General features: G+C 69.4%; 9 protein-coding genes and 1 pseudogene. 6 read left to right on the plus strand and 4 right to left on the minus strand.

What is annotated here, in order from left to right:
* Positions 1 to 17 precede the first annotated feature (17 nt).
* Together LQD00_RS10460 and LQD00_RS10465 are read left to right on the plus strand one after the other, a co-directional pair.
* Positions 18 to 2,564, plus strand: a complete 2,547-nt coding sequence (locus tag LQD00_RS10460; protein ID WP_232717107.1) for an ABC transporter permease — start codon at positions 18 to 20, stop codon at positions 2,562 to 2,564.
* A 94-nt stretch (positions 2,565 to 2,658) separates the two neighbouring features.
* The gene (locus tag LQD00_RS10465; protein ID WP_232717067.1) at positions 2,659 to 3,456 is read left to right on the plus strand and encodes a hypothetical protein; all 798 of its coding nucleotides are present in this window, start codon (positions 2,659 to 2,661) and stop codon (positions 3,454 to 3,456) included.
* 115 nt (positions 3,457 to 3,571) lie between these two features.
* Here LQD00_RS10465 and LQD00_RS10470 read toward each other — a convergent pair whose 3' ends face one another.
* Positions 3,572 to 4,333 carry a class I SAM-dependent methyltransferase gene (locus LQD00_RS10470; protein ID WP_232717068.1) on the minus strand — a complete coding sequence of 254 codons (762 nt, stop codon included), beginning with the start codon at positions 4,331 to 4,333 and terminating at the stop codon, positions 3,572 to 3,574.
* Between the two features lie 68 nt (positions 4,334 to 4,401).
* On the opposite strand from LQD00_RS10470, the gene LQD00_RS10475 reads away from it, so the two are divergent.
* Complete coding sequence (locus LQD00_RS10475) at positions 4,402 to 5,550, plus strand: glycosyltransferase family 4 protein (protein WP_232717069.1); 1,149 nt, start codon at positions 4,402 to 4,404, stop codon at positions 5,548 to 5,550.
* On the opposite strand, the gene LQD00_RS10480 is transcribed toward LQD00_RS10475, so the two are convergent.
* Both LQD00_RS10480 and LQD00_RS10485 read right to left on the minus strand, forming a co-directional pair.
* On the minus strand, positions 5,516 to 7,231 hold the full coding sequence (locus tag LQD00_RS10480) for a hypothetical protein (RefSeq protein WP_232717070.1): 1,716 nt from the start codon (positions 7,229 to 7,231) through the stop codon (positions 5,516 to 5,518). The genes LQD00_RS10475 and LQD00_RS10480 overlap by 35 nt on opposite strands.
* A gap of 15 nt (positions 7,232 to 7,246) precedes the next feature.
* Positions 7,247 to 8,182, minus strand: coding sequence for an HpcH/HpaI aldolase/citrate lyase family protein (locus LQD00_RS10485; protein WP_232717071.1), 936 nt, complete (start codon positions 8,180 to 8,182; stop codon positions 7,247 to 7,249).
* A gap of 110 nt (positions 8,183 to 8,292) precedes the next feature.
* Between LQD00_RS10485 and LQD00_RS10490 the strand changes: the two genes are divergently transcribed.
* Both LQD00_RS10490 and LQD00_RS10495 read left to right on the plus strand, forming a co-directional pair.
* Positions 8,293 to 9,483 (plus strand): lipopolysaccharide biosynthesis protein, encoded by a 1,191-nt coding sequence (locus LQD00_RS10490; RefSeq protein WP_232717072.1) that lies wholly within the window; start codon positions 8,293 to 8,295, stop codon positions 9,481 to 9,483.
* Positions 9,484 to 9,540: 57 nt separating this feature from the next.
* On the plus strand, positions 9,541 to 10,011 hold the full coding sequence (locus tag LQD00_RS10495; protein WP_232717073.1) for an SRPBCC family protein: 471 nt from the start codon (positions 9,541 to 9,543) through the stop codon (positions 10,009 to 10,011).
* A 3-nt stretch (positions 10,012 to 10,014) separates the two neighbouring features.
* Here LQD00_RS10495 and LQD00_RS10500 read toward each other — a convergent pair whose 3' ends face one another.
* A complete protein-coding gene (locus LQD00_RS10500; protein ID WP_232717074.1) occupies positions 10,015 to 11,217 on the minus strand; it encodes a DUF3068 domain-containing protein in 1,203 nt (400 codons plus the stop codon).
* Positions 11,218 to 11,429: 212 nt separating this feature from the next.
* On the opposite strand from LQD00_RS10500, the pseudogene LQD00_RS10505 reads away from it, so the two are divergent.
* A pseudogene (locus tag LQD00_RS10505) lies at positions 11,430 to 12,401 on the plus strand (acyltransferase family protein); the annotation flags it as partial.
* Positions 12,402 to 12,453: the final 52 nt, after the last annotated feature.

Below are 12,453 nucleotides of genomic sequence, written 5' to 3' on the forward strand. Positions count from 1 at the left end.
TGGCGTCATCATCGGTGATGCGCCGGGTTTCCCTTCGAAACCTGCGGGCGCACAAGCTACGTCTGTTCCTGACCCTCTTCTCGATCGTCCTCGGCACGTCCTTCGTCGTCGGTTCGATCGTGTTCACCAGCACCATTTCGAAGGCCTTCACCGACATCTTCGACAGTGCCGCGCAGGGCGTGGCCGTCGAGGTGACACCGGCTGACCGGCAGTCGCCCGGGGTTCCCCTGTCGGTCGTCGACCAGTTGCGCGATCAGCGTGGCGAACTCGGCATCGACAAGCTCGTCGTCAACAACAACGGGTTGATCACCGTCGCCGACGCGGACGGCAAGGCCATCCAGACCGGTGGAGCGCCGAGCGTCGGCACCACCTACATCCCGGAGAACGAGGCGCTCGATCCCGACGAGTCCCGGATCCAGCCGGGCGGTCGCGGACCGGCCAACGCGGGTGAGATCGCGCTGAACACCTCGGCCGCCGACGAGGCCGGCCTGAAGGTCGGCTCGAAGACCAAGGTCGTCGTCGGCCAGGGCAGTTCCGAACCGCTCGAGGTCACCGTTGTCGGATTGATCAACCTGCCCTCCTCGACCGGCGGCTACGTCAACGCACAGTTCGACGCGGCCACCGCGGCGCGTCTGTTCACCGACGGTCAGCACGTCGGGCTCGTCGACATGTCGGCCGTCGCCGGGGTGTCCCCGGAGCAGTTGCAGGAGCGGGTGCGTACCTTCCTCGGCGCCGATGCCGATCTGTACAAGGTGCGGACCGGCGATCAGGTGCGGGAGGACCAGAAGGAACAGGTCAACGAGTTCCTGCAGATCTTCCAGTACATCCTGCTGGCCTTTGCCGCGATCGGCCTGGTCGTCGGCACGTTCATCATCTACAACACCTTCTCGATGATCGTCGCGCAGCGTAATCGCGAGTTCGCGCTGCTGCGGGCGGTCGGGGCGAGTCAGCGCCAGGTGTCGCGGTCGGTCCTGTTCGAGGCGCTGGTCGTCGGCGTGCTGGGCGGTGCGTTGGGTCTGGGGATCGGCATCGGCCTCGCTGCTGTGCTCAAGGCCGTCATCAGTGCGACGTCGGGTCTTCCCGAGGGCGAGCTGGCCGTCGGGGTGGGTGCGGTGCTCGCGGGCATCCTGGTCGGCGTCGTCGTGACGATGATCAGCGCCTGGGTACCCGCCGCCCGTGCTGCACGGGTGCCGCCGGTCGAGGCGATGCGCGCGTCGGCGGCCGAGGGGTCGGCGTCGTTGCGCAACCGCACCATCATCGGTGCGGTCATCGGCGTGGCCTCGATCGTGGCGATCGTGGTCGGCGCGATGGGTGAGGGCACCGGACCGGCACTGACGGTCGGAGCGGGCGCGGGCGGCGCGGTGCTGGCCGCGGTGCTGGTCGGGCCGGCTGTCTCACGTCCGTTCGTGGGCGTGCTCGGCCGCGCGATCGGTGCGCCGTTCGGCACGATCGGACGGCTCGCACGCACGAATGCTGTTCGCAATCCCCGTCGTTCGGCGGCGACGGCCTTCGCGCTGACGCTCGGACTCATGCTGGTGGCGATCATCGGCACGCTCGGCCAGTCGTTCAAGGGCACGGTCGACGACGCCGTCGATTCCGGGATCACCGCCGACTACATCCTGGCGGGCACCAACCAGGGACCGTTGCCGCCCACGGTGGGCCCCTCGGTGGAGAAGGTGCCGGGCGTCGGCGAGGTGGTCTCGTTCGGCGTCGTGCAGGCGAAGGTCGACGACCAACCGGTGCAGGGTTTCTCTGCGCTCGGCGGACCGCTGAGCGACGTCACGGTCATGGACATGGAGGACGGCGCGTCGTCGACGCTGCCGGCCGACGGGATGCTGATCAGTCACCGCACCGCCATGACGAAGGGGTGGGAGCGCGGGCAGGTCCTGAACTTCACCAGCCCCACCGGTGAGCAGGTCCAGGTCCCGATCGCCGGCATCTACGCCGACAACGAGGCCCTCCAGCCGTGGGTCGTCGGCCCGGCGGTCTATGACCGACTGGTTCCGCCGCCGGCCCGTTTCGACATCACGGTCTTCGTGAAGGCCGAGGCCGGCGCCGACCTGGAGACCCTGCGGACCGGGCTCGAGGACGCGACCGCGGGGTTCCTGACCGTCCAGGTCAAGGACCGCGACCAGTTCAAGGGCCAGATCTCCGCGCAGATCGACCAGATGCTCGGCACGCTCTACGCGATGCTCGGCCTGGCTCTGTTGATCGCGGTGCTCGGCATCATCAACACCCTGGCGTTGTCGGTGGTAGAGCGGAAGCGCGAGATCGGGATGCTGCGTGCGATCGGTATGGTCCGAGGCCAAGTGCGTCGTTCGATCTACCTGGAATCGGTGCTGATCTCGATCTTCGGTGCTGTGGTCGGCGTCATCCTCGGAACGCTGATCGGTGTGGCCCTCGTGCGCACGCTCGCGGCGTGGGGACTCGGTGCGCCGGTGATCCCGTGGTCGCTCATCGTGATCACCTTGGTCGCGTCGGCGGTGGTCGGTGTGCTGGCCGCGTTGTGGCCGGCGGTCCGTGCCGCCCGTACCGGGCCCCTCGAGGCGATCGCCGATCTCTGACCCCCGCTCGTGATCTGTGCTCGCGCGGCCCGGGTTCTGCCCGGGCCGCGTGCTCACAGACCGATATCAGGAACCGAATGACAGAATCGTCCGCATGACGCGACCACCCCAGGGCGATCCGAACGACCCGCGGAACGATCCGCCGGAGACCCGACAGTTCGATCCCGACTTCGACCCCTCGGCGCCGCCGTCGCAGGCCTACACCCAGCCGTACGCCGGTGAGCCGTACCCCGGCCCGTACACCGACCCCCACCCCGGACCCCAATACGGAGAGTCCCAGTACGGCGAGCCCCAGTACGGTCAGCCCCAGTACGCCGACCCCCAATACACCGGTGGCTCGCCGTATGGGGCATCGCCGTACGACGCACCCCAGGGTGGTGAGCCGCCGCGCGGCGGATCGTCGAAGGGGCGCACCATCGGTCTCGCGCTGGTGGCGCTGGCCGCCCTCGTGATCCTCGGGCTGGTCGTCGCGCTGGTCACGAGGTCCGGCGGAGACGACGGCTCCTCCGCGGCAGCGGCCTCGTCGTCGACGACGACCACCAGCCAGGAGACGACGACCAGTTCGTCCCCGACCACCACGACCACGACCGAGGAGACGACGTCGAGTCCGACCAAGAAGCCGGGGCCGGCGACGGTGGTCTACCAGCTCACCGGCAACGGTGACGTCGTCGCGCTCAGCTTCAGCAAGGGCGGCGGTCCGCCGACCGTCATCGCGGCGACCGGTTCGCCCTGGTCGCAGCGGGTGACCGTGAAGGGCAACAAGGCGACCCTGTCGGCCATCGTCGTGCGCGGCCCGGTCACCTGCAGCATCCTCGTCGACGGGGAACAGCTGGCCACCGCGACCAGCAACGGCGGCACGCTGAACTGCCGTGCCGATCTGTCGACGGAGTAGGACCTCGATACGCGGCGTCCTCGCTCCGCTCGGGCGGCGCTACTCGGCCGGCAAGGACATTTCTGCTGGTTGAGTAGGCGAGGGAGCTTGCGACGAGCCGTATCGAAACCAGGGCCTACCGCTTGCGTAGCACCAGCACGAGGTTGGTGCCCAGCACCTCGCGGAGGCCGGGGACGCGCATGACCCACCACATCCAGCGCGGGATGTAGCGGGGGAAGGCGGCCAGGAGTTCGGCCCGATCGGTCACCGATTCCGCCCAGCGCAGGCCGTCGGTCGCGTGGACGGCGAACAGCGACGTCCCGAAGAGGTTCTTGGGCGGATGGCCGTGACGACGCGTGTAGAGACGCGCCGCGCGGTGACCGCCGAGGTAATGGGTGAGGCCCATCTCGTGGCCGCCGAACGGACCCCACCAGAGCGTGTAGCTGATGATGACGACGCCGCCCGGGCGGGTCACGCGCAGCATGTCGTCGGCCATCTCCCACGGCGTCGACGTGTGTTCGACGACGTTCGACGACAACGTCACGTCGATGCAGTCGTCGGCGAAGGGCAGGTTCTGGCCCGACCCGCGGACCGACCCGCGGTGTTCGAGACCACCGGCATGCATCTCCGTCGGGTCCGGTTCGACCGACATGTAGTGCGCACCCCGTGCGCGGAAGGCGTCGGCGAAGTAGCCGGGACCGCCGCCGACGTCGAGGATCACGCCGCCGTCGAGGTCGGGGACGAACGCCTCAACCATCTCTGCGGTGTCGGTCGCCAGTGCGCCGTAGAAGCGGGCGGGATCGGACTGCTCGTACCGGAAGTCGTTCAGCAGCCCGGCCGCGCGCCGCAGGGTGGCCAGCCGGGCCATACGGTCGCGGCCGGAAGTCGTGGTCGTCATCGTCGGGAAACTCTAATCGACCGGAGTCTCGGCAGATCATCAGCTACTCGGCGGTAGGCTGTCGTGCGATGCGCGTACCTTCCGACGTCCTGCTGCTGTGCTGGCGGGATACCCGCCACCCTCAGGGTGGTGGCAGTGAGACCTATCTGGAACGCGTCGGCGCAGAACTGGCCCGACGCGGCGCACGCGTGACCTTTCTGACCTCCGCATATCCGGGCGCCGCCGGGGAGGAGTACCGCGACGGCATGCGGTTTGTGCGCGCCGGCGGGCGGATCACCGTGTATCCGCGCATGCTGACGACGATCCTGGCCGGTCGTCTCGGCCTCGGGCCGCTCCGGGACTGCCGTCCGGAGGTCGTCGTCGACACCCAGAACGGGGTGCCGTTCTTCGCGACCGCCGTCGCCTCGGCGCCGACCGTGGTGCTGGTCCATCACTGTCACCGCGAGCAGTGGCCGGTCGCCGGTCGGTTGCTCGGGCACGTCGGCTGGTTCATCGAGTCGCGGCTCTCGCCGAGGATTCATCGCCGGAACCGCTACGTCACGGTGTCCACGCCGTCGAAGACCGAACTCGTGGCGCTCGGCGTCGATGCGGATCGGATCTCCGTCGTGCGCAACGGCATCGACCCCGTACCCGCGGAGGCGGTTCTCGCCGCGCAGTCCTCCGGCACCGGTACCGAGGCGGTGCGTTTGTGCGTCCTGTCGCGCCTGGTGCCGCACAAGCAGGTGGAGGACGCGCTGACGGTCCTGGCGCAATTGCGGCGTTCCGGCATCGACGTCGAACTCGACGTCATCGGCGGCGGTTGGTGGTCCGACGAACTGCGCTCGGCGGCAACCGAACTCGAGGTCGACGACGCGGTCACCTTCCACGGCCATGTCAGCGAGGAGCGCAAGCACGAGCTGCTCTCGCGGGCCCAGGTCCACCTCATGCCCTCCCGCAAAGAGGGGTGGGGTCTGGCAGTCGTCGAAGCCGCGCAGCACGGGGTCCCGACCATCGGCTACCGCAGCTCGGTCGGTCTCACCGACTCCATCGACGACGGCAACACCGGTCTCCTCGTCGACGGGGTCGATGAATTAGTCAGCGCCACAAGGAAACTCATCGACAACCCGGACGAGGCCCAGCGACTCGGGGACAACGCGCGGGTCCGCGCGGGCCGCTACTCCTGGGCCGCCACCTGCGACGGGTTCATCGAGACGTTCGACGCCGTTCTCGCGCGCTGACGACGACCGCCCCCGCGACGCCGGCGAGCAGCATCGTTGCCCACAGGAGGTGCGCGGCGATCGCCAGAGCCCGATCAACGGCCCCCGAACCATGATCGGCCGGATCGTCGACCCGGTACAGCCGCAGATCGTCCCCGTCGTGGACGAGGCGCGCATCCGCCGCGAGCCGGGCGGGTGGGGAATCGTTCTCGACGAGAACCCAACCCACGCCGAGCGCCGCGAGTTCATCGGGGGCGCCGCCGGCCTCGAGCGCCGACGCCACGGCCGCAGCGTGCTCGCTCGGCGGATCGACGACCTCGCCGTCGACGGTCAGTGCACCCGACTCGATCACCGGGGCCCGCAGCATCCGCGCCGCGGGATCGAGTGAGACGCCGTCCGCGAAACGGTAGTGCCGCACGGTGTCCGCAGGCCACAGGGCGACCGATCCCTGATCGCCGGGCACGATCTCCGCCACCGCCGCCCAGTCGTCGGGGTAGGCCACCGGCCGCACCGAACCGCCCGCACCCCAGGCGAGATCGGGCAGCGGCGCCACGACGAGCAACACGACCCCGACGAACGCGAAGCCCGCCGGCACCCGCCTACAGGCCGCCGCGACCGCGCCGGCCACGGCCAGTGCGACCCCGGGGACGAGCAGCGCCGAGAACTTCTGGGTGTCGCGGAGCAGGCCGGCGCCGGGGACGTGTTCGACCCCGACCTCCAGCAACCACTCTCCCGGACCGAAAGTGCTGAGGGTCAACAGGATCACGACGACGAGGGCCAACGCGCCGATCCCACGGACAAGCGGATCGAGGGTCGTCCGACGACGGAAGAGGTAGACGACACCCGCCGCGATCACGAGCAGCAGGCACAGCGTCGCGATCGCCGCCCACCAGATGGTGCGGCTGGTGGGAACCGCATCGGCGTTCCAGATGCCGCCCAGGGACAGAACCGTTCCCACCGGCCCCAGGCCCGGCTCCGACCGGAGGCCGAACGCATCGACGCCGGCGGCGGCGGACGTCGTGGTGGCGTCGCTGATCACGGCCGTCACGACCCACGGCAGCGCGCTCAGAACCCACAGGCCGGCGGCCACGAACGCTGGGCGCAGTCCGACCGGACGGCAGCTGAGCCCCACGACCAGCACGACCCCGGCGAGTACCGAACCCGTCGGCGTCAGTCCGGCGGCCGCCAACAGTCCGCCGAGACGGAGGAACCGCGCCGCGTCGCGCTGGTCCCGAAGCTCCGCCGCCGCAACGAGAATCCAGCCCAGCGCGGCGTATCCGACCAGTAGACTCCAGTGCCCCTGCAGGAGACGTTCGGCGACATAGGGATTCCAGATCGCCACGAGAGCTGCGGCGACCGCGCCGGCACGTCCGGCGCCGGGGACGAGCCGGAACGCCAGCCGGCCGAAACCGACCCCGGCGAAAAGCACCGCGGCCAGCAGGATCGCGGTGACCACCACGCCACCGTCGACCACCGTCGATGTCATCGCGACGAACCAGTCCTGCGGCACCGCACGCGGCGGCAGGTCACCGATGCCCAGCGTGGTGTCGGTGACGTGGGTACTCGGCGTCGACACCGCGTCCCGATACAACAGGTAGCCGGGTCCGACGCCGATCAGTCCGGGGAGCAGCGGAGCCAGGACGGCCACGGCCGCAACGATACTCACCAGGTAGAGCGTCGGGAGCAACCGTCCGGAGAACACCGCGGCCCGTGCGGATCAGAAGTGGTGGGTGTCCGACGGCGCGGGTGCGTGCACCGGGTCGTCGTCGAACTCCGACTCGGTGATGCCGTAGGCGCGCGCGAGGTCGAGGATCTTGGTGGCGCGTGCGATGCGGGGGAGGTCCGAACCGTTGCGGATCTCTCCGCCGTCCCGCTCGAACTCGGCGAAGAACTCCCGCGCCCAGGTGATCTCGTCCTGGGACGGCGACAGGCCCTCGTTGACCGGGGCGCACTGCGCGGGGGTCAGGCAGATCTTGCCGGTCATGCCGAACTCCGCACTCACCGCAGTGGCCTCGCTCAGTTTGAGGGCGCTCGAGCCGACGGTCGGACCGTCGATGGCACTGGGGAGGTGCGCGGCTTTGGCGGCGATGGTGAATCGCGACCGGGCGTAGGCGAGGGTCTGTGGGTTGTCGCCGAAGCCGGTGTCCCGGCGGAAGTCGCCGATACCGAAGGCGAGGCGGAAGGTGCCCTTGGCGGAGGCGATCTCGCTGATCCGCTCGAGTCCGCGGGCGGTCTCGACGAGCGCGACGATCGGGAGACCCGGTAGGCGCTTGGCAGTCTCGGTCACGTGGTCGACGGACTCCACCATCGCCAGCATCACGCCACCGATCGCGGTCTGCGCGAGTGCCTCCAGATCATCGGCCCACCACGGGGTGCCGAAGCCGTTGATACGGACCCATTCACCGGCGCCCGGACCAGAACCGTCCTTGGGGCCGATCCAGCGCACGACGTTGTTCCGCGCCTCGACCTTGTCCTTGGGAGCCACGGCATCTTCGATGTCGAGCACGACGATGTCGGCGCGCGAGCGAGCCGCCGGCTCGAACTTCGCGTAGTGGGCGCCGTTGACCAGGAGCCAGCTTCGGGCCAGCACCGGATCGATACGCGAACCGACATCGGTCGATTCGGCGTCGTAGGTCGTGTTGTCGTCGTACATCGATATCTCTCGTCCGTGAATCTGCAGCCTACCCATCGTTGCCTATGGCCGATGACCGGTGCAAAGCACCCTGCGCGCGGGAGTCGGTGCCAACTCGGCACACTTGTGCCATGCAGCAGACCCGTCCGACCCGGCGGCAACAGGCCTCGTCGGGAACCGTCGGCGCCGTCGGATCGGTCGCCGTCGGATCGATGGTCGCGAACATCTGCATGTACGTGGTCCATCTCGCGGCGAGCGCGCGGTATCTGGATGTCAGTGAATACGGCGAGTTCGCGGTCCTGTTGTCGGCGATGCTGGTGCTGGGTGTGCCCGCACTGGCGCTGCAGAACGTCGTCGCCCGCGAGGTCGTCCTGGGGCGCGACGAGCGGCGACTCCGCCGGGTGGGCATCCAGACGACGCTGTACGTGGTGGTTCTGGTCGCCGTCGCGACGCCGCTGGTCGCGTTGCTGATGCGTACGGGTGTGATGACGACGCTGGCCGCTCTCGGTGCGGCCCCGCTGCTGGCTCTGATCGCCGCAGGTCAGGGCATCCTGCAGGGGCGCGGCGAGTTCCGGACGTTGTCGTGGGTGTTGGCCGCGGTCGGGGTCCTGCGTTCGATGCCGATCGTCGGTGCCTTCGTGCTGGGCGCCGGTCCGGCGGGTGGGCTGCTGGCCGGGACCATCGGTGCCGCGGTGTCGGCGGTCGTGGTCTGGGCGGTTGTCGGGAAGGTCGGGGAGCGCGTCTCGGATGCGGGCACGGTCGGGGTCCTCAGCGTCGTCCGCGCATCGCAGGTGCAGTTGGTGCTGATCGTGGCGTCGTCGGTGGATCTCCTGCTCTCGCCACGGGTTCTCGACGCCGAGTCGGTCGGCGTGTACGCGCTCGGTGCGATCGCCACCAAGGTCGCGTTCTGGCTGCCGCAGGCCATCGGCGTGGTCTTCTATCCGCGCCTCGCAGACCCCGCCCGGTCTCGTGTCTCGCTGCGGCAGGCGGTGGCGGTGGTCGCCGGCGTCGGCGTGGTCCTGACTCTCGGCGCCGGGGTCGCGGGACCGCTGGTGCCGATCGTCTTCGGCGACGGCTACGACGAGCTGGTCCCGCTCCTGTGGCTCTTCGCCTACATCGGCGCGGCGCTGGCCGTGCTCCAGGTGGTGCTGTTGTCGGCCATCGCCCGCGACCGCACCCGGGTCGCCTTCGTGACCTGGATCGTCGTGGCGACCGAGGTGGTGGTCATCCTCACCGTCGCCGGGTCGGTGGTCGGGGTGGCGGCCACCGCGGCGGTCGCGGTGACGATCGCGGCCGCCGCCACATGGGCGCTGACCCGCTGACCATCGGGCCTCAGCAGGAACGTTGCCGAGCTCCGGATGTTTCGGCAGGGTGGACAGATGAGCGACAACGGAGTCACCAAGGTCACTGTCCAACGAGTCATCGAGGCGCCCGTCGACGCGGTCTTCGACGTCCTCTCCAATCCCGAGAGGCATCAGGCCATCGACGGCTCGGGGTTCATCCGCGGCGTCGACCACGCCGACCGCATCCAGAAAGTCGGTGAAGTGTTCACGATGAACATGGAAGGCGACCACATGGGCGGCGAGTACAAGACCGACAACCACGTCACCGGTTACGCCAAGGACAAGTTGCTGGCGTGGAAGTCGACTCCCGCGGGCACCGAGCCTCCCGGGTGGGAGTGGCTGTGGGAGCTGGAATCCCAGGGACCCAACGAGACGTTGGTCCGCCACACCTACGACTGGTCGAAGGTCACCGACAAGAAGCTCCTCGAGCAGGTGAAGTTCCCGCTCGTGACCGAGGCCCAGCTCGAGGACACCCTCGGACGGCTCGCGGCCCAGGCTGCTTCCTGAGTTCTATCCGTCGGCTCCGGCGGTGGTCTCGCCGCCGGAGCGCCGGAGCCTCGCGGGCAACCACGCCGGATTGATCAGAAGGGCCCCGACGACCAATGCGGCGACCCCGAGGATGCCGGTCGCGATCGGCACGATGCGGCCCCAGATCGTGATCGGCGTCGCGAGATCCGAAGCCAGACGCGACATCTGGGACTGCGTCGTCTCGTCGTAGGCGAAGGTCGCCTGCAAGTGCGGCAGTCGGAAGTCCGCGGGCACACCGGGAGTGCCGTCGGGGAAGGCGTAGAACTCCTCGACGCTGATCTTCGCGTCGACGATCGTGCCCGTCCGCGGCTCGACGGCGAGGTCCCACGAACTACGGTGTCGCAGAGTGGCAATCAGGTCGCGACGCGGGCCGTCGATGCCGAACCACGACGCCGGCCGGGTGATGACGACGTCGGTGCCGACCGGCCTGCCGAACGCGGCCCGGGCGAGGTCGGTCTCGGGGACCTCGGCGCGGAAGCGGGCGACGTCCTTGCCGACGACCTCGGTGTCACCGTCGTATTTCAGGGGCACGGTCGTCCGGGTGACGACGTCGAAGAACTCGTGGTCGGTGAGGCTGGTGTCGAAGGGCAGCAGGTAGGTGAAACCGCGTCGGTCGGGCACCAGGACCGGCGCCTCGTTGCTGTCGTACTGGATCTCCGACGCCCCGCGCGCCGAGAGCTGTGGTTCGGCGGTCTCCCGGTCGAGCGTCACCCGGTCCTTGACCGCGTCGATCGTGGCGTCGTTGCAGGCGCCCGGGGAATCGGCGTCGGCGTCACTGCCCGGTCGTGGGTCCTCCGGCTCCACTGCGCGGTCCTCGATGCGCAACGTCTCGGCCTGAACTGAGGTGCCGGCCTGCAGCGTCACGCGGTGTTCGTCGGACGGCTGCACCGCGACGACCCGCTGCTGACGGACCAGATCGGCGTCGAGCGTCCGCGCCGCGGGCGTGGCCAGCGAGCAGCGGTCGAGGATCGTCGCGTCCTCGGCGGTGGCGACCGTGGTGAAGTCGGTGCTCAGCGGGATCTCGCGGAAGCTGCCGACGAGCAGCGTCGGCAGGGCGATGGTCACCGCGATGAGGAAGCTGCCGATGAAGATGAGCGTCGGTCCGGCCAGGTCCGCGGTCGACCAGCGGTGAGGTGCGGACTGTTCCTCCGCGGGGGAGGGCACCGGGGACGGCTCCGAAGACATGGTGGCGAGGGTAGTGGATGCCACCGGGCTACCCTGTCACCAGCATGACCAGCACCGACTCCGCCCGCGACTCTGTCGCCGCATCGAACACCGACTCTGTCGCCGCATCGAACGCCGCCGCCGTCGCCGCTTCGGACCCCGATGCCCGCTCCGGGGCGTCGCACTCCGACGCGGCCGTCACCTCGCGACGCTTCTACCCGCAACTCGAGGGCATGCGTGCCCTGGCCGCGATCGGTGTCCTGATCACGCACGTGGCCTTCCAGACGCGGGCCGTCGAGATCGCGGTCCTCGGCCCGGTGCTCGGTCGCCTCGACCTCGCCGTCGCGCTGTTCTTCGGCCTCTCCGGGTTCCTGCTGTGGCGACCGTGGGTCGACGCCGCGCATCGAGATGCCGGGCATCCGTCGATCCCGCGCTATCTCAAGCACCGCGTCGTCCGCATCTGGCCGGCGTACGTGGTGGTCGTCGTGCTGGTGCTGCTCCTCCTGCCGGAGGCCCAGGGCGCCGACTTCGACGTCTGGCTCGCCAACCTCACCCTGACCCAGGTCTTCGTGCCCCTGACGTTGACCGCGGGACTCACCCAGATGTGGAGCCTGTCGGTCGAGATCGCCTTCTACGCGCTGCTCCCGCTCATCGGACTCGCCCTGGTGCGGTTGCGGGGCCGACGGGCGGTTGCCCGCATTCCGGTGCTCCTGGTGCTCGGCGCCCTCAGCCTCGGCTGGGCCTGGGTGGGCACCTCGCTGCCCGTCACCGATGGTGTGGAGACCAAGAACTGGGTGTTCGGTCACCTGCCGTGGTTCGTCGCCGGCCTGATCCTCGCCGAGGTCGCGGGCGTGCTCGACACCGCAGGCGCGCCCCGCGGGCGGTGGATGAACCTGGCGATCCGGCTCAGCGCGAACCGGTGGCTGATGCTCGCGGTCCTCGTTGCCGCCTACGGGCTGGCGTGCACCCGACTCGCCGGCCCGACCGGACTCGGTGACGTCACCAACATCGAGTTCGTCACCAAGATGGTCCTCGGTGCACTGTGCGGCTACGCGCTGCTCGCACCGCTCGTCTGCAACCCGGGCCCGTTCCGCTTCCTCACCTCACGCGTGATGCTCGCGCTGGGACGATGGTCCTACGGCATCTTCATCTGGCACGTCGCGGTCCTCGCAGTCGTCTTCCCGTTGTTCGGCATCGTGCCGTTCAACGGCAACACCCTCCTGGTCCTGGTGATCACACTGGGACTCTCGGTCGGGA

The organism is Gordonia metallireducens (genome assembly GCF_021245825.1).
GTDB lineage: Bacteria > Actinomycetota > Actinomycetes > Mycobacteriales > Mycobacteriaceae > Gordonia > Gordonia namibiensis.

Excerpts from the sequence above, each read along its gene's own strand:
- LQD00_RS10495 (WP_232717073.1), top strand. The coding sequence starts at position 9,541 with ATGAGCGACAACGGAGTCACCAAGGTCACTGTCCAACGAGTCATCGAG.
- LQD00_RS10485 (WP_232717071.1), bottom strand. The coding sequence starts at position 8,182 with ATGTACGACGACAACACGACCTACGACGCCGAATCGACCGATGTCGGT.
- LQD00_RS10500 (WP_232717074.1), bottom strand. The coding sequence starts at position 11,217 with ATGTCTTCGGAGCCGTCCCCGGTGCCCTCCCCCGCGGAGGAACAGTCC.
- LQD00_RS10475 (WP_232717069.1), top strand. The coding sequence starts at position 4,402 with ATGCGCGTACCTTCCGACGTCCTGCTGCTGTGCTGGCGGGATACCCGC.
- LQD00_RS10490 (WP_232717072.1), top strand. The coding sequence starts at position 8,293 with ATGCAGCAGACCCGTCCGACCCGGCGGCAACAGGCCTCGTCGGGAACC.
- LQD00_RS10460 (WP_232717107.1), top strand. The coding sequence starts at position 18 with ATGCGCCGGGTTTCCCTTCGAAACCTGCGGGCGCACAAGCTACGTCTG.
- LQD00_RS10470 (WP_232717068.1), bottom strand. The coding sequence starts at position 4,333 with ATGACGACCACGACTTCCGGCCGCGACCGTATGGCCCGGCTGGCCACC.
- LQD00_RS10465 (WP_232717067.1), top strand. The coding sequence starts at position 2,659 with ATGACGCGACCACCCCAGGGCGATCCGAACGACCCGCGGAACGATCCG.